General features: G+C 57.4%; 14 protein-coding genes. 6 read left to right on the top strand and 8 right to left on the bottom strand.

Going from position 1 to position 20,010, the window contains the following annotated elements; all coding sequences use genetic code 11:
- Window positions 1–62: 62 nt before the first annotated feature.
- Both ACE38U_RS16065 and ACE38U_RS16060 read right to left on the bottom strand, forming a co-directional pair.
- Window positions 63–1,037: a sigma 54-interacting transcriptional regulator gene (locus ACE38U_RS16065; protein WP_038474335.1), complete on the bottom strand. Its 975-nt coding sequence runs from the start codon at window positions 1,035–1,037 to the stop codon at window positions 63–65.
- Window positions 1,038–1,840: 803 nt separating this feature from the next.
- A complete protein-coding gene (locus ACE38U_RS16060; protein WP_038474341.1) occupies window positions 1,841–2,866 on the bottom strand; it encodes a lytic transglycosylase domain-containing protein in 1,026 nt (341 codons plus the stop codon).
- Window positions 2,867–3,065: 199 nt separating this feature from the next.
- Here ACE38U_RS16060 and ACE38U_RS16055 point away from each other — a divergent pair, with 199 nt between their 5' ends.
- Window positions 3,066–3,566, top strand: a complete 501-nt coding sequence (locus ACE38U_RS16055) for a lytic transglycosylase domain-containing protein (protein WP_375530117.1) — start codon at window positions 3,066–3,068, stop codon at window positions 3,564–3,566.
- A gap of 41 nt (window positions 3,567–3,607) precedes the next feature.
- On the opposite strand, the gene ACE38U_RS16050 is transcribed toward ACE38U_RS16055, so the two are convergent.
- A complete protein-coding gene (locus ACE38U_RS16050; protein WP_038474346.1) occupies window positions 3,608–4,033 on the bottom strand; it encodes a type III secretion system chaperone in 426 nt (141 codons plus the stop codon).
- 4 nt (window positions 4,034–4,037) lie between these two features.
- Entirely contained in the window at window positions 4,038–9,479 is a 5,442-nt protein-coding gene (locus ACE38U_RS16045; protein ID WP_375530116.1) for an AvrE-family type 3 secretion system effector, read from the bottom strand.
- A gap of 288 nt (window positions 9,480–9,767) precedes the next feature.
- Between ACE38U_RS16045 and ACE38U_RS16040 the strand changes: the two genes are divergently transcribed.
- The 3 genes from ACE38U_RS16040 (at window position 9,768) to ACE38U_RS16030 (ending at window position 12,676) form a co-directional block, all read left to right on the top strand.
- Complete coding sequence (locus ACE38U_RS16040; RefSeq protein ID WP_375530115.1) at window positions 9,768–10,889, top strand: ribosomal protein uL16 3-hydroxylase; 1,122 nt, start codon at window positions 9,768–9,770, stop codon at window positions 10,887–10,889.
- Between the two features lie 814 nt (window positions 10,890–11,703).
- Window positions 11,704–12,459 (top strand): MerR family transcriptional regulator, encoded by a 756-nt coding sequence (locus ACE38U_RS16035; RefSeq protein ID WP_038474352.1) that lies wholly within the window; start codon window positions 11,704–11,706, stop codon window positions 12,457–12,459.
- Between the two features lie 109 nt (window positions 12,460–12,568).
- Window positions 12,569–12,676, top strand: coding sequence for a YohO family small membrane protein (locus tag ACE38U_RS16030; RefSeq protein ID WP_038474355.1), 108 nt, complete (start codon window positions 12,569–12,571; stop codon window positions 12,674–12,676).
- Here ACE38U_RS16030 and ACE38U_RS16025 read toward each other — a convergent pair.
- Genes ACE38U_RS16025 through osmF form a run of 4 tightly spaced genes read right to left on the bottom strand, consistent with a single transcriptional unit; the run spans window position 12,657 to window position 16,395 of the window.
- Window positions 12,657–13,388, bottom strand: coding sequence for an ABC transporter permease (locus ACE38U_RS16025; protein ID WP_038474358.1), 732 nt, complete (start codon window positions 13,386–13,388; stop codon window positions 12,657–12,659). The genes ACE38U_RS16030 and ACE38U_RS16025 overlap by 20 nt on opposite strands.
- On the bottom strand, window positions 13,372–14,316 hold the full coding sequence (locus ACE38U_RS16020; RefSeq protein ID WP_038474361.1) for an ABC transporter ATP-binding protein: 945 nt from the start codon (window positions 14,314–14,316) through the stop codon (window positions 13,372–13,374). The genes ACE38U_RS16025 and ACE38U_RS16020 overlap by 17 nt, the downstream gene beginning before the upstream one ends.
- The gene (locus ACE38U_RS16015) at window positions 14,316–15,467 is read right to left on the bottom strand and encodes an ABC transporter permease (protein ID WP_375530114.1); all 1,152 of its coding nucleotides are present in this window, start codon (window positions 15,465–15,467) and stop codon (window positions 14,316–14,318) included. The genes ACE38U_RS16020 and ACE38U_RS16015 overlap by 1 nt, the downstream gene beginning before the upstream one ends.
- 16 nt (window positions 15,468–15,483) lie before the next feature.
- A complete protein-coding gene (osmF, locus tag ACE38U_RS16010; RefSeq protein ID WP_126357062.1) occupies window positions 15,484–16,395 on the bottom strand; it encodes a glycine betaine ABC transporter substrate-binding protein OsmF in 912 nt (303 codons plus the stop codon).
- 280 nt (window positions 16,396–16,675) lie between these two features.
- Between osmF and ACE38U_RS16005 the strand changes: the two genes are divergently transcribed.
- Complete coding sequence (locus ACE38U_RS16005; RefSeq protein WP_375530113.1) at window positions 16,676–18,094, top strand: glutamine synthetase family protein; 1,419 nt, start codon at window positions 16,676–16,678, stop codon at window positions 18,092–18,094.
- Window positions 18,095–18,130: 36 nt separating this feature from the next.
- The gene (locus ACE38U_RS16000) at window positions 18,131–19,552 is read left to right on the top strand and encodes an alpha,alpha-trehalose-phosphate synthase (UDP-forming) (RefSeq protein ID WP_375530112.1); all 1,422 of its coding nucleotides are present in this window, start codon (window positions 18,131–18,133) and stop codon (window positions 19,550–19,552) included.
- Window positions 19,553–20,010 lie beyond the last annotated feature (458 nt).

Genomic DNA, 20,010 nt, shown 5'->3' with positions numbered 1-20,010 from the left:
GTTGTGTCATTCACGGATTAAGTGGCGCGGCGTAAACGGCAGTTCCAAAAAAACGAAAAAAATTAATTTTCCTTCTCTGTCAGAGACTTAATACGTTGATAAAGCGTCCTTCTTGGGATACCTAATTCATCTGCCGCGCTGACCACCCGATTTTCATGCCGTGAAAGGCAGTCTTCTATCAGGCTATATTCAATCCGCCGCAGCCTTTCACGCAGCCGCACGGAACGCATCTCCGGGTGCACAACCTGCCCCAGCGCCGGCAGCCCCAGCACAAACCTTTCGGCAGCGCCCTTCAGCTCACGAATATTTCCCGGCCAGCGGTGCATCAACAGCGCTTCACTCAGGTTTTGCTGCATCGGCGGCAGCGCGCGGTTCAGCCGAATCGCCGACTCCTGTGCAAAACGGCGGAACAGAGGAATAATGCATTCCACTCGCTCCCGCAGCGCCGGGAGGGAAATTTTTATCGTCGTCAGGCGGAAGAAGAGATCCTGGCGAAACAGCTTTTGCTCCATCAGTTGGGCCAGAGGCTTCTGCGAGGCCACGATCACCCGCAGATTGAGCGAAATCGACTGCGTGCTGCCCAGCCGGCCAACGGTTCGGGTTTCTAACACCCGGAGCAGCTTGGCCTGCAGGCTCAGCGACATGCTGTCAATTTCATCCAGAAACAGTACGCCGTTGTTGGCGCTTTCAATGTACCCGGCACGAGAATGGGTGGCACCGGTGTAGGCCCCGGCCGTCACGCCAAACAGTTCGCTTTCAGCCAGCGTTTCGGGAATGGCCGCGCAGTTAATCGGCACAAAGGCGCCCCGACAGCCGGAATGTTCGTAGATACGGCGGGCAAAGGTGTCTTTCCCGGTGCCCGTTTCGCCTTCCAGCACCAAATCAACCTTTAGAGGGGCTAACGTTTGCAGCCAGATATCCAGCCCGTCGTGCACGTTTTCAGAAGGGGGCAACGCCGCTGCCGACCGTGGCATATTCAAGTCGATATCGACAGGTATATGCTTTATCTCCCAATGATTCGAACTGTTTTCTTTCATAAATCCCCCGCTGCCTGGCTTATTCAAGGTCTGGCGTATGAGTCCCACTTATGAACCATAAACGTGAACCATAAAATGATTGCTGCCTGCTGCCGTGAGTCACCAGGGCAGCCCGCTGAATTAATGAGTTTTGTTTATGAGAAGCAGCGATAACCTATCACCGAGTCGAAGATTCACAATCAGGCAAAATTTTAGCGGCCTGTAGGAATATCCCTACGCTGGAATACGGAATTAACTGTTCCGATGTCTGGATGGCAGGCTATTTTTTGCGTCACATAATTATCGGGAGGCAATGCTTACTGAGGTTAATTCCGTGAGCCACGCTGAAAAAAAATGTGGATTTTGCAAGGTGTATCCAAATGTATTAAAAAGAATCAAAAGTTATCAGATAAAATTTAACTCAATGATTTTTATTTATAAATTTATTAAAAACAGAAAAAACATTGTTTATTACTCACCGGCAGAGGAAAAAATGAAGTTTTTTCTGACAGACGCAAATTGTGAGACGGATCCTCCGACAGGATTTCCTCACAATCGGCCAGAGCAATAATATATATTTACGATTATTTACAATAAGAACCCCCATCAGACATACCTATTTCGTTTTGAAATATATTTCACTTTTAGTATTTATGTTTAATTGGGAACATTCCTGGTCGTATTTGCTGCCATTAATCACGCCAATTTGGCCTGTCAAAGAAATAAACTGCTTTGTAACTAAAAAAGCAGCCACCTCTTATCGAAGAAACGGCCGCTAAATTAGGCATTTTTGTAAAGAAGAGAGCAAAAATAAACGCCCGCTATCAGGCGAATTTCGCCATGTGGCTGTTCACTTCATTCACGTAATTCGGATCGCCCAACGAGACGCTGGACAGGTTGTGCAGATTCACCTGATCGTCGCCGGAGTTATAGGCGCGCAGGGCGGCATCATAGCTGCCAAATTTCTCTTTGCCTTCTTTAAGCATCAGCGCCGAACACATGATCTGGTTGGCCGGCGAGTTCATGTCACTGCCCAGCTTATCCGGATATTTGCTCTGCATCGCACGGTAGGTGTCCGGGTTGATCTGGTTCATGCCGCTGTCGGTTAGCCCGTTGCCAGGGTTGGTCGACTTCGCGTTCACATCCCCGCCCGACTCCTGCATGGTCAGCGCGGCCAGCAGCTTGGCCGGGACGCCGGTTTCAGCGGAGGCTTTTTCATATTCTCCGCCAAACTGGGAGACGATTTTTTGCAGCGTAGGATCGCTGGTTTTCAGGCTGGTATCACCCGGAGGCAGGCTATCCGCAGACGGCCCGGACGCACCAGATGGCCCGCCAGAAGGTGCTGCTGCGAGGTTGTTCAGCGGGCGGCCGGCATCTCCGGCTCCATCGCTACCGCTGCTGCCCATGCCAGAACCTGAGCCTGAGCCGGAACCAATACCGCTCGTCGGTGAAGAGGAGTCGTCGTCGCCCTTATTTTGCCCGCTATTCATGTGGAAGAGCTGCATCAACTCTTTCAGGAACTGCTGCAGCATCTGCTGAAGCTCCTGCATCATGCCGTCGGCGGAACCGCTGCCGTCGCTTTGCGAAGCGTTAGCCGGGCTGCTGGCCGGGCTGTTATTGCCCGTTGGCGAAGCGCCAAAGTTGATCGCCGACGGCTTATCGGCCGCACCCGTGTTGGCAAAGTTCAGCGCCAGCGGAATCGCCAGCGTGTTCCCGCCGTTATTCAGCAGCAGTTTGGCGGTAATGTTGCTCCCGCCGTTTTGTGAGTCAGGTGACGCCCCGTCCAGGCCTGGAAAATGGTTTTCCGGCAAAAGAGGTGAGAACCCGCCCGGTCCTGATGATATCTGCATACAACACACTCCCCTAAGTGATACCCAGTAGCAATCACCGGCCGCCGCCTAACCTTGCAATGACGCCCGGTTTTGCCCGCGTCCGGCATGTTCAACTGAGTGAGAAGCGGAGTTAAAGAGTTCCTTATGTGGCAAAAAATGGGAACCTGGGCGCGCTTTTCGCCACACATTGCCAGTGAAAATCAAAAGAGACGCATCTATGCAGACTACATCGTGGCGATGGGGCCTTTTGCTGCTTAGCCTTCCTGCCGTGGCGCAGGCCGAGTGTTTTACCCGCGTCGGGCACGCCTTCGGGATTTCCCCCGCCTTGCTGGAGGCCATCGCCTGGAAAGAGTCGAAATTTACCCTTTCTTCGGTGAACGCCGCCAACTCGAACCACACCGAAGACGTGTGCATGATGCAGGTGAACAGCGTGCATTTTGGGCGACTTAAGCAGTTGGGCGTTACGCGTGAAAACCTGCTGCACGACCCGTGCACCTGCATCGCCACCGGCGCGTGGGTTTTGCACGGGCTGTTCCGCCAGTACGGCCGCTCGTGGAATACCGTCGGCATGTACAACACCGGCCCGTCGGAAAAACGCCAACAGCTTCGAAGCCGCTATGCCGATGACGTTCAGCGGATTTATAAGGTGCTGCAAAAGCAGCAGCCCGCGCGGCGTGAAGAGGAACTGTTTGCCAGCAACGAAACGCTCCACCAATAATAAAGCCGGGAAATTTCCCGGCTTTTTCCTTGCCACAAATATTAACGCGCAGCAGCAGCCTCCAGTAGAGACGGCAGTTCGGTCAGAAACTCTCTGACCTCGCCGCTCTGGCCGATGAAGGCGCTTAACCAGCGCGCAAACTGCTCCGCGTCCAGGGCAGACATCTCGCACTGGGTGCACAGACGAATCGCATTTTCCCCGTCAAGCGCCAGCCAGCAGCCGCGCATCGCGTTCATTTCAAAGTTCATCGCCAGCAGATTCGGCAGCAGCGCAGCGTCCTGCCCGGTTAGCTGTCCGACCCGGCAATGCAGCACCACCGAGCTGCTCTCCGGCGGCAGTTCAATCACCGCGGCCTCTTGCTGCTGGGCATTCGTCAGCTGGCAGATGCCCTCCTCCAGGCGCAGCGAGATCTTCTGCTGTCGTCCCCAGGCATCAAGCCACTGTTGAAGCTGTTGTTGCATCGTCATTCCCTTATCCTCCTTTCACCATAAAGCCGGCATCGGCGGCGTCTTTCAGCGCCGACTTCACCTCTTTTTCTGCCTGAGCCACGCCGCCGTCTACCGTGTAGCTGAGCGGCGCGCTGTCGTCGTCCCCGTAGCTGAAGTTGATCGTGCCCAGGTTTTCATTCATCGACAGCGACACGCCGTTAGAGCCGCCGAGTAAAAAGGACGGCGTTGAGAACCCGTCGGATTTACTCTGCGTCTTGGTAAAGGCGATGGATTTCAGGCGCAGCTTGTCGCGGTCTTTTAGCAGGTCAACGATCGAGTCCTGAGTGACCGAGTGGTTTGCCCATTGGTCGGCCAGTTTTTCTCGCGGTTTGGTTTTCAGTTCGAGGGAGACCACCGCCTGCGAGCTGCTGTTATCCTGCAGCCCGCGCAGCAGCGCTTTCAGCCGATAGTCTTCGCCCATCATCTGGGTAATACGGTCGGCGTTGCTCGGTGAAAATTCCCCTTCCATAAAGTGGCGCACAAAGTGGAACAGGCCGTTGCTGTCGATGCGCGAAAGGTTCTTGTAGGTGGACTGGTACTCCGCCTTATTCACCAGCTGTTGCTGATTCAGCATGGCATTTTGCTGACGCACGGTCTGCTGCAGCGACTGCAGCGCTGCCTGCGGGCCGTTGCCCGTCAGCTCGTGATGCCGCGACGGCGGAATAAAGCGTGCAAAGTGGCTTTCCAGTTTGCCCAGCCGTTCAGCCGCCGACATTGGCAGACGCGGAGCATCTTGCGCAGGGGTGAGCTCGCTTAGCAATTTGCGGCTGGCAAGATCGGTGAATTCGCCGCGCAGCCCGTCAATCAGCGCATCAACCTCGGCATTGCCCGGCTCCGGCTGGGTCGTCTGCACGGAAAGGGAGTCCGCCTGCTGCTGGCGTTTGGTTAGCTGCGCCAGCGTATCCAGCAGCGGACGGCGCGCCTTTGCGTTATCAACCGGCGGATACCAGCGGGTGAAATGGGCGTCCAGCTGGCTCAGCTTATCGGCAACGGAAACCGGCAGCTCGCCTTCTTTTGGCTCCTCTTTCAGCCTGGCCAGCAGCTGCGTGGAAGCGCTGTCGGTAAACTGTTTGCCCAGCGTGGTCATCAGCTTTTCCAGGTGAACACCCTCCACCGGCTGGGCATTTTTTAAGTCAACGGTGAGGCTGTGCGTCGTCCGGTTGTTGATCGACAGCTGCACGCTGGCCCCGACGCCAACGCCGACCGAGAAGGGATCTTTGTGCTTCGGCTGAATCGTGGTGCTGACCGGAATCGCAATGTTGGCCCCGGCGTTCATCTGGTTAAACGCCCTTAAACGATGGTCGCTGTGGCTGACGCCCTGCCCTTCAGCATTGCGGGACTCCGTGCGCTCGCGACTGCCTGCCAGCAGGTTGGTGTTGGCATACACGCCGCCGCCCAGACGTGCGCTGGTGGGGAAGTCTTTCTCGTGGCTGTCGGTAAACGGGAAGCCCACGCTCGCCAGCGCCGCGGCGTTAATGTCCACGCTGAAGCTCTGGGTCGCCCCGCTTTTCACGCTATGGTTTGCGCCACGGTTCAAGAACTCCAGCGGATCCAGCGTGCCGCTGCTCAGCTGCTCGATAAAGCCGGGGATCTCGTGCTCTGCCAGTTCAAACGAGACGCCGTGCTGGGACTGAAGCTGTCCTCCCAGCGTGACGCCGCCGCCAAGACGCACGCCCTGCGACAGCGGATGCTTGTGGTCACCGTCGAGGTACGTTTTATGGGTTTTGTTGTAGTCGGTCAGCACGTTGTAGCCCACGCCGACGATACCGGTGGCCGACACGGCACCTGTTCGCCCGAAGCTGACGTTGATCCCCGTATCACCACGGGAAAAGCTCATCGTGTAGCCACGGTCGGCCCCCACTTTGCCGCCCACGCCCGCCACAACCTGAGTGCCCGGCGCCACCGTCGCGGTCGCCGAAGCCCCATAGGTGCGGCTAAAGGCGAGGTTTTCGCCGCTTTCCAGCGACAGCACGGTCGACACCATTTTGCCCTGCATTTCGCGCTGGCTTTCAGCCTGCATCACGGTTTTGGTGTTGATGTTGACGCCGTGGTTTTCCTTGCTGAACGCTTTGGTCATCGCCTTGATAGCGTCGTAGTTGGCCTCGAGCGCTTTATGGTTGCCGAAGCCCTGGGTGGTGACGGTTTTAATCACGTTCCCGCCCCAGTCGCTGTCCCGCAGGCGGGCCACGCTGGCGGCAATCTCCGTCATTTTGGCCGAACGTTCTGGCTCGCTTAGCAGCGACGCCTGCTGCAGCTCATCGACAGAATCATGCAGAGATTTCAGCGTCAGCACGTCCAGCATCACCCTGGATTTCACCAGCCCGATGTCATCGTGGATATCGCGCTGGCGCCCCATCGGGACCTGTTCCTTCTGGTGGTTAAGCGTGATTTGCCGCGCCTCCAGCCCGGCAATAATCGCCCCTGCGTGGTTGCTTTTATCGGCGGGATAGCGCCGAAGCAGCTCGTTAAGCTGCCCGGTGAGGTTATCCTGCCGGCTGCTCGACGGGTTCAGCGTGCCGCTGTGGCTATGGTTCAGGCCAAAGCGCGAAGGCGTAGATGCCTGCCGACGCTCATCGCGCATGCCATAATGCTGGCCGATCTGCTCACAATAATGAGTGCTGCTGTCGGAAAGCTGGCGCGCAAAGCTGCTCATCTCTTCCAGCAGCGCCTTTTCCTGCGGCTGCCACTGGCGCCCCGCTTCACCGCCCATGATCTCGAGCCTCTGGCTTAGGCCAGGGCGCGGGGCGATCCTTGCCGGCTGCTGCGCAAGCGCCTTCAGCCGCTGGGTCAGGTCTCCCTGCTGCTGGTAAACGTCCTTCAGCCCTTCACGCCCGGCGTAGCGATGCTGAATAGAGTAGGCGGCGGTTTTTACCGGCCGCGGCCACTCAAGCGACGGGCGGAAAGCAAAGGTGCTCAGGCGAGTGCGGAACGAGGTGCGAACCTGTTTGCCGTCCTGCCCGGTCTGGCCGAGGAAGTTAACCTCGCGCTTGAAGGTGATGCCGGTGCCCGGTAAACGCCAGTCTTTTGACGCTTTGGTCAGCCGCTCGTAGTTCTGGCGCGCCACGTTCGGCTCTTCCACCGGCGCGGTGGCCGGCTCGCCTTTTTCCCAGGCTCCGGCCTTGAAGAGAAACGTATTGCCCTGCTTGTCCAGCGCGCTAACTTGCCCTTTGGCAGAGGTTTGCAGCGTGCTGAGTTCGGGCTGGCTACCGTCTTCGTTGGCGGGTAAAACGGCCTTTGCCAGCTCGTCGGCTTTGCCGCTGTTCCAGTTTTTTTCCGGCAGGCTGAACAGCCCGCCTTCTTTGCTTAGCAGCCAAAGCTGTTTGTCTTCCCCGAGGGCAAGATCGCTGATTTTGGACGCCTCTTCTTTCCCCGCGCTGCCGGGCACCAGCTTCTCGATCTGCCCCCGAAGTGCCGCCTGGCTCAAGGTCTGGGTAGCGTTCTGATTACGGCGGGTCGTGGTGTCGATGTGGTGGAAACCGATATCCCCTTTTTCGTTCACCGCCAGATAGCGGCGGCTATCGATCACCGTAAACGCCTGCGCCTTCCCGGCTTTGTCCAGCCCGGCGGTCGCCAGATCGGCGCTGACGCTTTTGGTCACCTGCGGCAAGGCAAAAACGTTGCTGCCGTGGTCAACTTTGTTGCTGCTCAGGTTCACCTTGAGGCGCTTTAGCTCGCCGTCTTTCATCAGCCACGGCTGGCCGTCCAGGCCGCACTGAAGCTTATCGGCCTTTTCGTCCGAGGCGGCCCACAGCCCGGTGGTTTCATTGAAGTAATGCACCTTGCCGTCGTGCAGAGCCAGCTTGCCGAGCCGCCCGAGATCCACCACGTCGTGGGCGGCTGGCGTGACCTGCGGCAGGCCTTTCTGGTAGTCCAGCACCATGCTGTCGGTGAGGTTCCAGCTGCTTTGCGGCTTCAGGTCACCGCCGTGCCAGTGGAAGGTAATGGCGTGTTTCTGGTCGTATTTATCCTTGACGATCAGGTGCAGGCGGTCGGTTTCATCGGCCAGCATATCTTCGACTCGCGCCTCATCGCCGACGGTCGCGGTGACGTATTGCGTAATGTTATCCAGCAGCGGTTTATGCCTTGCTTCACCAAAACTTAACGCCGTGCTCTGCTCGTTAGGTTTATCGCCGCAATGCAGGCGACCGTTATTGTCCAACGCGAACAGCAGCGGGCCATGCAGCGCCGTTTTTTTCAGCGTCATGTTCTCAGGCAGCGCCAGCGTTTTGGCCTGAGGGTCGGCCGCCGCCAGATTGGCGACCCAGGCAACCTGCGGCTTCTTCTCATCGTCACTCATCAGCACCAAAGCGTCGCGCTTCGGACCTATCGCGTAGTGATCGATTTTGTTCTCGAAATTGACCTTGATAGTCTCGCCGACGGCGCTGCCGAGCTGTTTGTCATCGTTCACTCGCCACAGCATGCCGTCGCTCTGGCGCGACAGGGAAGAAAGCTTATCGTCTTCGCCGGAGAGCGATTGCCAGGCGTTGGCGGCGCTGTCAAAGCTGTAGAGTTTTTTGTCATGCAGCCGGTAGCGCGTGCCGTCGCCGTCGGTCACGCTGTCCGTCAGACGGTCACGCACGCCGGTTTCCGGCAGGCGCACTTTTTCGCCGCCAATATCGACGGTCTGGCGGTCATGCCAGGAGAGATGCTGCCCTGCAGGCTCCAGGCTTTGGCGACGCATAAATCCCCGGTGGGGCTGCTGCACTTCCTGCCATTCCACCTTCTGCTGGCTGTGGCTGATAGCAATAAAAGCGCCGGGCTGGCTGCGCAGCGTCATCAGCCGCCCTTCTTTATCCAGCAACACATGCTGATGGCCGTCATCGCTGGCGAGGTGGTTTTGGTAACGCAGGCGATCGTGGCCGATGGTTTTTTCCATCAAGGCCTGCAGCGGCGCGGACGTCGACGGGGTATCAATCTCCAGACGCCCCTTTTTATCGAGCGAGAGCCGGGTTTCCAGCAGCATGTTTTTTTCCGGCTCAATCTCCGGCGCCAGCTCGGCAAACTGGCTGCCTGGCGTCCCCACTTCATTGCTGGGGATCGCGTTCAGGTCGGAAATATCAGGCTGGCTATAAACGCTCGCGGAGCTGGCGCTGGGTTGGCTATAAAGGCTTGGGCTGCTGGCCCGTGAAGCATTTTCAGTGACGGGAATCGCCGTGGGCGTAACTTCTTGCCGACCGCGATGCCGCCCTATAAAGCGGCTAAACATCCCTTTTTGCGACGTTTGCGCCGTCTCGGTTCCCTGTTTCAACCCGGCGGGCGCGGGCGTAGCGGCCTGCGTGTGTAATGACCCGGACGCGGTTTGCGTGGGCGGGGCCTTGCCCTGTTTCATCGCCGAGGGCGGCGAGCGATCCTGCTGTAGATGAGCAATTTCCCGATCGCGGATTGCGCGTCCGGGCTTGATAAAAGCCGATATTCCCAGTCCCATTCTGTTACCCCTTAACAGTCAAACAAGATCTCCGCTTAGTAGGTGATGAGAAATCGGTTCCGGTTCCAGGCTAAATTTCTCCTAACCGCGTGTAAAACCTGAATAAACCAGCCACAGCAAGGCCTGCGGCGGCGTTTAAACTTAAAATAAAATCAGAAAAAACCGATAGCCGGGGCATTTTACGGCCAGAGAAAAAGCGGAAATATCGCCGGGGATTGACCCATGACAAGGTCGCCGAAAGGCCTCGCTCTCTATAATCGGCCTTCTTCCGCACAGGGGTAAATAACCGTGGATTATCAACTCAATATCAACTGGCCAGAGTTTATGGAAACGTACTGGCAGAAAAAGCCAGTGGTGATTAAAAATGCGCTGCCGGGTTTTGTCGACCCAATCACGCCCGACGAGCTTGCCGGCCTTGCGATGGAGAACGAAGTCGACAGCAGGCTGGTCAGTTTTAAAGAGGGCAAATGGCACGCCAGTAATGGGCCTTTTGAGCACTTTGATAATCTTGGCGAGACCGGCTGGTCGCTGCTGGCCCAGGCCGTTAACCACTGGCATGAACCCGCCGCCGCGCTGGTGCGCCCTTTCCGCGTGCTGCCGGACTGGCGCTTAGACGACCTGATGATCTCGTTTTCCGTGCCGGGCGGTGGCGTTGGCCCGCACATTGATAACTATGACGTGTTTATCATTCAGGGCATGGGCAGCCGCCGCTGGCGCGTCGGCGACAAGCTGCCGCTCAAGCAGTTTTGTCCGCATCCGGCGCTGCTGCACGTTGAGCCGTTTACGCCGATTATCGACGAAGATTTAGCCCCAGGCGACATCCTCTATATTCCGCCAGGCTTCCCGCACGACGGCTTTACCCATGAAACGGCGCTCAACTATTCGGTCGGCTTCCGGGGGCCAAACAGCCGCGATCTAATCAGCAGCTTTGCCGATTACGTGCTGGAAAATGACCTCGGCGGCGATCACTATAGCGACCCGGATCTCACCTGCCGGGAAAACCCAGGCAAAGTAGAAAACTACGAGCTGGAACGCCTGCGCAGCATGATGACGGCGTTGATTAGCCAACCGGAAGCGTTCAACCAGTGGTTCGGCAGCTTTGTGACCACGCCGCGCCACGAGCTGGATATCGCCTCCGCCGAGCCGCCTTACGAACCGGAAGAAGTGGCCGCCGCGCTGGCAGGCGGAGAACAGTTGCTTCGCCTGAGCGGGCTTCGCGTACTGCAGGTTGGCGAGCATTTCTTCGTGAACAGCGAGCCGCTGGACGTCACGCATCAGGCTGCGGCCGTGGCGATGTGCCGCTATACCCGGCTGACAAAAGCCGAGCTGGGCTCAGCCGTGGAAGATGCCGAATTCATCAGCCAGCTGACGGGGCTGATTAACCAGGGATACTGGTACTTCGAAGATTAAGTTTGCCCGACTGAAACCTGGCTGCCTCAAGCCAGGTTTTCGCCTCTTCACCCACCAATGCCTTTCGCTAAGCGACAAATATATTCTATGAAAGACTGGCTAAAATTCCGTTCACTCGTAGAACGGTTTTCCCTACACGTTCAGAAACGGTGAACGAGTGAGGGGGAAATACGCCATTCCCCCTCACAACCCCCGGCGCCGGCGAGCTCATCGCCGCTGAAGCGGTAAACCCACCGGCCATCACCCAAACATTCGGGGTCGTTCGCGATTCGTTCCCGACGATCGCTCTCTTTCGCTGCTCCCGGCAGCTCAACCCCGCCTGAGTTGGGTCATAACCGGGGGCGATGAGAGCCGGGAACAAGGGCGTGGCTGTGAGACTTGCAGCGACTGTGACGCTCTGTGTAGCGGCGAGTTTGAAGCGAGGCTCGGTTCCGGCTTAAATCGCCTCCGTTTTCTCTCCGACTGGCCAGGGTCCGGCCGTCGGGAACGGCCGGAGGCTGAGAGCGTCGGGAACGCATCTCAGCCGACCCAGGACTGGGAGATAAAACTGAGGTTTACCGCTTGCGGCGATTTATTTGGCCGGGAGTCCGGGGTCTCGGGGAAGTGACGGTGACTTCCCCGAGTCGTTCACAAGTTCTGTGGTGACATGTGAAGCAGGGCTGGAAGTGAACGGAACTTGAGCCACTCCCTCATAGAACCTATTTGTGACTAAGAGACAACACCAATCCCCCGAGAAATCTCACCAAAAGAAGCCAAACTCACCAGAACTTACTACAGTTACTGGGGGGCCTCCCGTACGGCATCAGGTGACAACATGGCGCTTTATTCCATCGGAGAAGTGGCTGCACTGTGCAATATCAATCCGGTAACCCTTCGGGCCTGGCAGCGGCGTTATGGGCTGCTAAAACCTAAACGCAGTGACGGCGGACACCGGCTGTTTGATAGCGCAGACATCGCGCGCATTCGCGAGATCCAAACCTGGATTGAGCAAGGCGTACAGGTCAGCAAAGTCAAGGCGCTGCTCAGTGGTGAAAACCGTGAAAAAGAACATGCCTGGGGCGAGCGCCAGGAGACGCTGCTGCGTCATTTGCAAAGCGGCAACCCGAACCTGCTGCGGGCGTGGATTGCCGACATCGGGCGCATCTACCCGGCGCAAACGCTCGTTCACCACCTCTATCTTCCCCTTCGCCGCCGCCTTTACGGGCAGCAGATTGCGCTGTGTGCGTTGCTTAGCCTGCTGGATGGCGCCCTGATTAATTACATTGCCACGTGCATTGCCACCTCGCGCAAGCAAAATGGTAAGGATGCTTTAGTGGTGGGCTGGAACGTGCAGGACACTACGCGACTATGGATGGCGGCGTGGATTGCCAGCCAGCAGGGCTGGCGGGTGGACGTGCTCGCCAACTCGCTGAGCAACCTGAAACCGGAGATTTTCGACCGGCAGACGCTGCTGGTGTGGTGCGGCGACTGCCCCGGAGAACGGCAGATAGATCAGATTGAATCGTGGCGCAGCGCAGGACTGCCGGTGTTTGCGCTGGGCAACATTGAACGCAGGCAGCCCGCCGACTGAAAGGGCGACAAGAGGGAAAATCAGGCTTTTTCCCTCTTCGTCACAATCAAAGGTTCATTAACAACCCCGCTTCCCTTTATAATCGCTTCGTTAACAAACGGAGCAACGGATGAAACTGTCAAAAATTGCCCTTGTGGGCGGAATGCTTGTCATGGCGGTCGGCGGTATCGGCGGCGTGATGCTGGTCGGCTACATCGTTATTTTGCATGGCGCGTAATGTAGCCTTCCAGGCGCTCAAACAGGCGGTCGGTGACAATTGCCGCCAGCGCCACCAGCACGGCCCCCTGGATCACGTAGGCGGTATTAAAGCCGCTAAGCCCGATAATAATCGGTGACCCGAGCGTGTTGGCTCCCACGGTGGAGGCAATCGTCGCGGTGCCGATATTAATGATAACCGACGTTCTTATGCCCGCCAGAATCACCGGCGCGGCGAGCGGCAGCTCCACCTTTCTCAGCATTTGCCAACGGCTCATCCCGACCCCGAGCGCAATTTCACGTGCGGATTCTGGCACCGCGCCGATGCCCGCCAGCGTGCCCTGTAAAATCGGCAATAGGCCGTAGATAACCAGCGCGATAATCGCCGGCTCTTGCCCAAAACCCATCACCGGTACCGCCACGGCAAGGACGGCAACCGGCGGGAAGGTTTGCCCGGCGGCGGTGATCGTCTCCACCAGCGAACGGAATTCTTCCCCCGCCGGACGAGTCACCAGGATCCCCAACCCGACGCCAATCACCACCGCAACCAGGCTAGAAATACCCACTAACGTCAGATGCGCCAGCGCCAGAGAGGTGAAACTGTCCTGTTGATACATCGGCCTGGTCAGCTGCGGGAACAGCCAGCTAAACAGCCCGCTGGTGTAAGGCAGCAGCACCAACAGCGCGATAAAAAGCGCGATAAGCCACAGCAGAGGGTCACGCAGCAGGCGCATTTTCCCTCCTCACTAAATCGCTAAAGTGCAGCACGCCGCAGGGCTGATTTTGCTCATTCACCACCGGCAGCTGCTGGCACTGGCGGTCGATGAACAGCGACAGGGCTTCACGCAGCGTCATGTCCGCCCGAATAGGTTCTCCGTCCAGGCGCTCATCGGCACGAATACTGTCCGCCACGTGGCGCAGCGACAGCAGCCTGACGCCCAGTTCGCTGCGGCCGAAGAAGTCGCGCACAAAATCGTTAGCCGGGTTGGTCAGCAGTTCCAGCGGCGTCCCCTGCTGAATCACTTTGCCGCCGTCCATCAGCACGATGTTATCGGCAAGCGTCAGCGCCTCGTCAATGTCGTGGGTTACCAGCACGATAGTACGCCCCAGCAGCTGATGAATACGGATCATCTCCTGCTGTAGCGTCGCGCGGGTGACCGGGTCAAGCGCGCCAAAAGGCTCATCCATCAGCAGCACTTCCGGGTCGGCCGCCAGCGCACGAGCCACGCCCACACGCTGCTGCTGCCCGCCGGAAAGCTGGTGCGGATAACGGTCGCGGAACTGCGTCGCGTCCAGGCCCAGCAATTCCAGCAGTTCGTCAATACGTTCGGCTACCCTCGCCTTCGGCCACTTCAGCAGCTCCGGTACCGTGGCGATATTCTGTGCCACCGTCCAGTGAGGAAACAGGCCGATAGACTGGATGGCATAGCCCATGCGGCGGCGAAGCGCCTTCGGGTCAAAGCGGCGAATTTCTTCTCCGGCAAAGCGGATAAGCCCTTCGTCGTGCTCCACCAGCCGGTTGATCATCTTCAGCGTGGTGGACTTGCCTGAACCGGAGGTGCCGATCAGCACGGTGAACTGCCCTTCGCGAATGTTCAGCGTCAAATCACTGACCGCCGCTTCGCCATGGAAGTATTTGCTGACGCGATCGAACTCGATCATTATTTTGCCTCCAGCAGTGAAATAAACAGCTTAAACAGCGCGTCGATAATAACCGCCAGCGCGATGACCGGCATGACGCCAAGCAGAACCAGATCCAGCGCGCTGCTCAGCAGGCCCTGGAAAATAATCGAACCAAACCCGCCCGCGCCAATCAGCGCGGCAATCACCGCCATACCGATCGTCTGCACGCAGACAACCCGCAGGCTGCGCAGCAGCACCGGCAGGGCAAGCGGCACTTCCGCCCGCCAAAAAATTTGGGCGCGAGACATGCCCATCCCCTGCGCGCTTTCCACAATATTACGCGGCACCTGCTGCAGGCCAGCCACTACGCCACGTACCAGCGGCAGCAGCGCATAAAGCACCAGCGCAATCAGCGCGGGCGCTACGCCAATGCCGCTCACGCCGATTTTACCCAGCCATGGCAGCCATGCGGCAAGGCCGGCCAGCGGCGCAATAAGCAGGCCGAACAGCGCCACCGAAGGCACCGTCTGAATCACGTTGAGCAGGGAAAATACGCCGGACTGCCAGGCAGGGCGGTGATAGCAAAGGATCCCCAGCGGGACGCCAATCAGCAACGCCGGCACCAGCGTGCCGACCAGCAGCGCCAGGTGGCGGCTCAGGGCGTCGTCAAAAACATCCTGCCGGTTGACGTACTCTTTCATCAGCGAAAGATCGCTGAAGTAGCCGCTCGCCAGCAGCGCGACGGGCACGATCCAGATTTGCAGGTTAAGCAGCAGCCGCCACAGCGGGCTGGCGGTGAGGCGATTGGCGGCGTCGGCGCACAGCAGCAGGCTCAGCGCTAACATCAGCCACAGGCCGCTGCCGGGCGAAGTGCGGGCCAGCGAGCTGCCCTCAAGCGCGAACTGGCTTGCGGTGTGCCCCATCAGCAGCAGCAGGCCGATAAACAACACCTCGCCGGTGACAATCGTCGCCAGCAGAGCAAGAGGTCGCCCCGGCGCCAGCGTCAGGCCAGCCAGAATCAGGAGAGGAAGCGCGAGCCAGTAATGAAGCGTGCCGGGAAGCTGGGTGATGCCAAACGGTTCACCGGAAACCAGGCGGTTAGGCGCGTTGTTGATGATCGGGAGTAACATCAAGGCTGCTGCCAGCAGTAACACCAGCAGCAGCAATACCCTGTTATTAATTTTTAGCAAACGTTATTCCAGCGGGCTATTTAACAAAGCCTTTTTGTTTTAAGTAATCAGCGGCCACTTTTTTAGCATCCTGACCTTCCACCGCAATCTTCGCGTTCAGCTGCTGCAGCGTTTTCTGGTCAAGAGAAGTGAACACCGGTTTCAGCCAGTCGGCAATCTGCGGGTATTCTTTCAGCACGGCTTCACGCACCACGGCGGTTGGTGCTGAAACGGCCTGCACGCCTTTCGGGTCGGTAAGGGTTTCCAGGCCTAATGCCGCAACCGGGCCATCGGTGCCGTAGGCCATCGCGGCGTTAACCCCGGAGGTCTGCTGCGCGGCGGCTTTGATGGTTACCGCCGTGTCGCCCCCGGCCAGAGACAGTAGCTGGCTTTGTTCCAGCTTAAAGCCGTAAGCTTTTTCAAAGGCCGGTAGCGCGTCGGAACGTTCGATAAACTCGGCGGAAGCCGCCAGCTTAAAGGTGCCGCCTTTTTTCAGGTATTCGCTGAGATCTGCCAGGGACACCAGATGGTTTTTCTCCGCCAGATCCTTACGAACCGCGATGGTGTAAGTATTGTTGGCCGGAGCCGGAGTCAGCCACACCAGGTGGTTTTTGTCGTAGTCGAGCTGCTTAACTTTTTCATAGCCCTTCTGGGCGTCTTTCCAGGCCGGATCGTTTTCAGTTTTAAAGAAGAACGCCCCGTTGCCGGTATATTCAGGATAGATATCCAGCTCGCCGGAGGTTATCGCGCCGCGCACGACCGGGGTGGTGCCAAGCTGAACCTTGTTGATGGTTTTCACATCATGGCTTTCCAGCACCTGCAAAATAATGTTGCCGAGCAGCGATCCTTCGGTATCAATTTTCGAACCGACCTTCACCGGATCCGCCGCCTGCGCGCCTGTCGCCAGCATCACTAACCCTGCCAAACCCCAACGTGTTGATAAGTTCATAGTTATTCCTCGTTGTTCTTTACTTAAAAATCATGCAGTAAAGAAAGAATAGCCGAGTTTGAATCAGCTGGGGAAAGCACTAAGCGGTATATGATATGCGAAGTCGTTAGAACAGAAGGATACCCTGAATTTTCCGGTCTGTCGGCTGCCTGCCCGGCTAAATCCCTACGTTTACTGTCATTTATATTTTTTTTACCCGCCGCTTTTGCTTTTTTACCTTCTTTTTATACGCCAGTGAATATGCTCTTTTCGTCGCCGAGAGGCTCCGATAAAGACCATCATGAACTCACTTATTCATCACTCGCTCGTTAAAAACATTTTTACGCTTTTCGCTTTTCCTCAGGCTACGGCCAGTGAGGAAACCGTGACTCAATCTGCCTCGATAAAGCCCGCGCAGGAGCGAACGAAAGCGTTTGCCGAGGAAGTGCGTCGCTATCTGCAGGCTCATCCGGAGACAAAGCATATTGATATCTACCTCAATGACGTCAACGGCGCTTTTCGCGGTAAACGCATCGCGGTAGACAGCCTGCTGTCGCTCTCGGCCGGCTGCTATTTTCCGCAGTCCGTTTACGCCATGGACCACGAAGGTAAGCCGTTTAGCCAGGCACCGGGTCACGATGAATACGATGAGCCCGACGGGCTTTGCCTGCCGGTGGCCGGGACGTTAAGGCCCTGCGCACACGACCCGCAGCACAACGCGCAGCTGCTGTTAACCATGAAACAGGCCGACGGCAGCGGCTACGCGCTGGAGCCCAGAGTTGTGCTGGCCAACGTCCTGCAGAAGTTTCATTACCACGGGCTGTTCCCGGTGGCGGCGCCGGAAATAGAGTTTTACCTGGTGAGCAAAGCCCAGCAGGAAGTCCCGGCTCAGGGCTGTTTTTATATGCCGGTGCCTTCTGATTACACCGCCTTTATTGAAGCGCTTGAACAGGCCGCCACTGACCAAAAACTGCCGCTAAGCGGCATCGTCTGCGAAGCCGAAGCCGGGCAGTTTGAGCTGAACCTGAAGCATGCCAAAGACATCATCGGCATTTGTGAGAGCGTGCTGGCGCTGCGCCGCTTAACCAGCATTGTGGCCGATAAATTTGGCTATCAGGCTAATTTCATGGCGAAACCCTTTTCTCACCTGGCCGGGAACGGCCTGCATTTTCATATCAGCCTGAACGACCGCAAAGGCGAGAACGTCTTCGCCTCCCCGGCGGAAGCCCTGAACGAGATGACCCAGCTATGCCTGGCCGGGATGCTACAAACGATGCCCGCCGCGGTGGCCGTTATCGCCCCGCACGTGAACTCCTTCAGAAGGCTACGCAAAAACCTCAACGAGCCGCTGTTCAGCTCATGGGGCTATAACAAACGTAGCGCCGCCCTGCGCATCCCCTGCTCCGACGATAACAACCGCCGCATTGAGTACCGCCTTGCCGGGGCCGACGTTAACCCGTACCTGGCGATGGCCGTCATTCTTACCGGCATGCTTTACGGGCTGGAAAATATCGACAGCGATACCCTGAAAAACTCGGCGCTGTTTGCCCCCGAACTGCCGCTGTTCCAGCACGTGGCAATCGTTGAGTTTCAGCAAAGCCATTACATGACCGAAAGCCTGGGCGAAGCTTTTTCCCGCCAGTGGGTAACCCACAAGCTGTCGGAGCTGGCCTGGTTTGAAACGATTGTGACGCAGGAAGAAGCTGCGCTGTCCCGCTAGTGCTTTATTAACCTAAACGCCGACCTGAGGTGGTGTATGTCTCGTCTTATTATGCTGTCTAATCGCTGCGAGCCAGAACGCGGACAGAGCGGCGATCCTTTCCTGCCGGTGCTCCACTCCATCCTGAAGAAACATTCGGGACTTTGGTTTGGCTGGAACGGCGAGGTGGCAAGCGGTAATAAACACCGTAAAGAGCGTTTTTTCAGCCAGCCCGCCTATCAGCAGTACAGCTGGGCACTAACGCCGAACGAATATGACAATTTTTACCAGGGCTATATTCACCAGGTGCTGTGGCCGGTTTTTCATAACCGCCCGGATCTGATCCACTATAAAAAAGAGTATTTCACTACCTGGAAAAACTATAACCACGACGTCAAGGCGCGGGTGGCCGCCAAAATTGAGGCCGACGATCTCGTCTGGGTGCAGGACTACCATTTACTGTTTACCGGCAAGATGCTGAAAGAAGACGGACACGCCAACCGCTGCGGTTTCTTCCTGCATCAGCCCTTCCCGCCTGGCGACGTGCTGCGCTCGGTGCCCGAGCACGACAGCATTATGCAGGCGCTGTTCAGCTACGATTTACTTGGGTTTCAGTCAAGCGGCGACGTGAATAACTTCCTCGCCTATGCGCTGCGATTTTACCGCGTGGAACGGCTGGCGGATAACCTGATTCAGCTCAATGGTCACCCCATCAGGCTTGGCATTTTCCCATGCGGCATTGATAAAACGGTGCCGGCGCTTTCATTAACGAATGCCGAAGCGGTGCGCAACTATCCGCGTCAGATAATCATCAGCAACGACACCGTCAGCGACATCAGCGGCGTGCATTGCCATCTGGCTACTATGGAAACGTTTCTAAGCAGCCACCCTGAGTTCCTGCGCGACGTTAGCCTGCTGCAGATCTCAGACGCTTCCAGAGGCTACTCCTGGTCGGCGCGGGATCTCTGCACCCGGCTGGAACGCCAATGCGGAGAAATTAACGACCGGTTTGGCGATGCGTCCTGGTATCCCATCAACTACATTCGCAACCAGCTTTGCCACGCTGACCTGATTTACGCCTTCTACCGCAACGCGCACGTGGCGATGTTCACCCCACTTTCGGAGGGGATGAGCCTGCAGGCCAAGACGTTTGTTCTCGCGCAGAATGCCGAAGATCCCGGCGTGCTGATGCTGTCCGCCCTGACGGGGACAGCGGAGCAGTTAACGGACGCGGTGTTGATCAATCCCTACGACGCCAGCGAAGCCAGCCATGCGCTTTATTCCGCCCTGACGATGCCGCTGCACGAACGTAAACGTCGGCATCAGCAGCTGCTGGCAAAAGTGGAGAGGTATGACAGCCAGTGGTGGGCCAGAGCGTTTCTTGATGCGTTAAGCGCAGAGTCTGTTCAGGCTTCCCAGACGGTGATCCCGTTCCGCGCTTCTCATCACGGTATTTTCACACCACAGAATTTGTATTAATAGTTTCCGGGTAGGATCAGAGCCACAAATACCCACGATTATTTAAGGGCGCAAGTATTCCGTTCACTTCCAGTCCTGTTTTATATGCAACCCCCGCACCGGTGAACGTCTCGGGGAAGTCACCGTCACTTCCCCGAGACCCCGGACTCCCGGCCAAATAAATCGACCGCTAAAGCGGCAGACCTCCGTTTTATCTCCCAGTCCTGGGTCGGCTGAGATGCGTTCCCGACGCTCTCAGCCTCCGGCCGTTCCCGACGTCCGGACCCTGGCCAGTCGGAGAGAAAACGGAGGCGATTTAAGCCGGAACCGTGCCTCGCTTCTTATTTTTACCCTCACCCTAACCCTCTCCCTGGAAGGGAGAGGGGATAAACAATGTTTCCCATAGCTTTTGTTTTCTCCCTCGCCCCTTTGGGGAGAGGGCTGGGGTGAGGGGAAGATTTGTCCCCGGCTCTCATCGC

Source organism: Cedecea selenatireducens, from assembly GCF_042138895.1.
GTDB classification, from domain to species: Bacteria; Pseudomonadota; Gammaproteobacteria; order Enterobacterales; family Enterobacteriaceae; genus Cedecea; species Cedecea selenatireducens.
This window is presented reverse-complemented; position numbering and strand designations above follow the sequence as displayed.